The sequence below is a fragment of the Sphaerisporangium sp. NPDC049002 genome (genome assembly GCF_040649355.1).
Lineage (GTDB): Bacteria > Actinomycetota > Actinomycetes > Streptosporangiales > Streptosporangiaceae > Sphaerisporangium.
The window spans coordinates 1-2,279 of the sequence record NZ_JBEZFH010000409.1; the positions used below are offsets into that span (position 1 = coordinate 1).

Consider the following 2,279-nt stretch of genomic DNA (forward strand, 5'->3'; position numbering starts at 1 on the left):
CCGTCCTTGGCCGCGACGACGTACGTCACGTCGGGGTGGACGGCCACGGCGGTGTTGGACACGAGCGTCCACGGCGTGGTGGTCCAGATGAGCAGCCTCCGCGCGTCCCCCGGCCGGGTGAAGGTGGAGATCGGCGACAGCGAGCTGCCCAAGGCCTCCCTGGCGGGCGGGTCCATGGGCTCCGCCTCGTGGGGCACGGCCGTGGTCAGGGCCTGCGAGATGCTCCTCGCGGAGCTGGAACGCCGGGGCGGCGTCGTGCCGCCCGCCGGGGTCGAGGCCGTCGCCGACACCAGACAGGAGGTCCGCGACCAGGCGAAGTTCGCGCGGCACGCGTTCGGCGCGCAGTTCGCCGAGGTGGGCGTGGACGCCGACACCGGCGAGACCAGGGTGCTGCGGCTGCTCGGCGTGTTCGCCGCCGGACGGATCCTCAACCCGAAGACCGCGCGCTCGCAGCTCGTCGGCGGCATGACGATGGGTTTGTCCATGGCCCTCCTTGAGGAGAGCGTCATGGACCGCGAGTTCGGCGACTACCTCAACCACGACCTCGCCCAGTACCACATCCCGGCCAACGCGGACATCCGAGACATCCAGGCGTACTGGGTGGACGAGGACGACCCGCACCTCAACCCCATGGGCTCCAAGGGCATCGGCGAGATCGGGATCGTCGGCACCGCCGCGGCCGTCGCCAACGCCGTCCACCACGCCACCGGCGTCCGGATCCGGGATCTGCCGATCCGCCTGGACAAGCTGGTGCGCTGAGCGCGGCGGGAGCACATGACCGGGCTCTTCCGGCGTCCCGCCGACCGGCTCGCCGAAGCCGCCCCCGGCTGGCTGCTGGAGACGGTGCGTCCCGCCCGGGCACGTCCCCATTGGAGGGCCATGGCGCGCGTCGCGGCCTCGGTCACGATCCCGCTTGTGGCAGGCTGGGCCGCCGGGCGGATCACACTGGGCCTGCTGCCCGCCATGGGGGCCATGGCGGCGGCGCTGGCCGACCGGGGCGGCTCGTACCGGGCCCGGATCGTCCGCATCGCCTCGGCCGCGGCCGGAGGCGCGGCGGGCTACATGATCGGGCACGCGGTGCGGGGGCTCGGCTGGTGGACGGTGCCCGTCGTGGTCGTCGTCTCGGTGGTGTCCGCGCTGGTCAGCACGAGCGGGGCGGCGGGCTCGCTGAGCGCGCTCCAACTGCTGGTGATGACGGTGCTCGGCATCGGCGTGCCCTACCCGCAGACGTCCCTCGCGGGCGCTCTGGCCTACCTTCTGGGGGCGGCGTGGGCGCTGGTGCTGTCAGTGGCCGCCTGGCCCGTGCGTCCCCGCGCCGCGGAGGAGGCGGCGGTCGCCCAGGTGTACCGGGAGCTCGGCCACCTCTTCGAGGAGCCGGGGCCGGACAGGGCCGTCGCCCTGGCGGCGTTCGACACCACGCTCAAGAACGCCTACGAGACCGTGTTCGGGGCCCGCTCGTCGGCGGCGGGGCCCGATCAGGAACGCACGCGGCTGGTCGCCCTGCTGAACCAGGCCTCCCAGACACGCCACGCGCTGGTCTCGCTGAACCAGGAGAACCGCGAACCGCCGACGGAGATCGCCCGCGTCGTCCGGGCGGTCTCCGTCGCCCTGTCCGGCGGTGACCCGCCCGCGGGGACGCCGAGGTGCGAGGCCGGCTCGCCCGCCCTGCGGGCCCTGCGCTCGGCCGTGGAGGAGGCCGTCGAGCTGGTCTCGGGCGCGGATGTGACGGCCGGGCAACTGCCCTACGAGCGCGTCGGGTACGGCGCCAGGCTCAGGTCCGCCTGGGAGCGGATGCGGCACGGGCACCTGACCCGCGTCTACACGATCAGGCTGGCGCTGTGCATGGGAGCCGCGGCGGCGATCAGCGAGCTGCACTGGATCCAGCGTTCCTACTGGACGATGCTGACCGTCGCCCTGGTGCTGAAGCCCGACTTCGGCTCGGTGTTCGCGCGGGCCCTGCAACGGGGGATCGGCACCGTCGTCGGCGCGGTGATCGGCACCGTGGTGCTCTCCGTGGTGCCCTACGGCCCGGCGATCCTGATCCCGATCGCCGTCTTCGCCGCGCTCCTGCCGTACGGGCAGCAGCGCAACTGGGGGCTGATGTCGACGTTCCAGGTGCCGCTGGTCGTGCTGCTCGTCGACCTGCTGACCGGCGCGGGCCCCAAGCTGGCGGAGATCCGGCTGGTGGACACGCTGATCGGCTGCGCCATCGTGCTGCTCCTCGGCTACCTGCCGTGGCCGGCGAACTGGCAGGCCCCGGTGGGGCCGCGCTTCGCCGA

2 protein-coding genes are annotated in these 2,279 nt (G+C 73.5%); both read left to right on the forward strand.

Annotated elements, in window-relative coordinates; genetic code table 11:
- A partial coding sequence (locus AB0B89_RS36050) for a molybdopterin cofactor-binding domain-containing protein (RefSeq protein WP_358562175.1) occupies positions 1-759 on the forward strand: 759 nt, incomplete at its 5' end.
- Between the two features lie 15 nt (positions 760-774).
- A partial coding sequence (locus tag AB0B89_RS36055) for an FUSC family protein (RefSeq protein ID WP_358562178.1) occupies positions 775-2,279 on the forward strand: 1,505 nt, incomplete at its 3' end.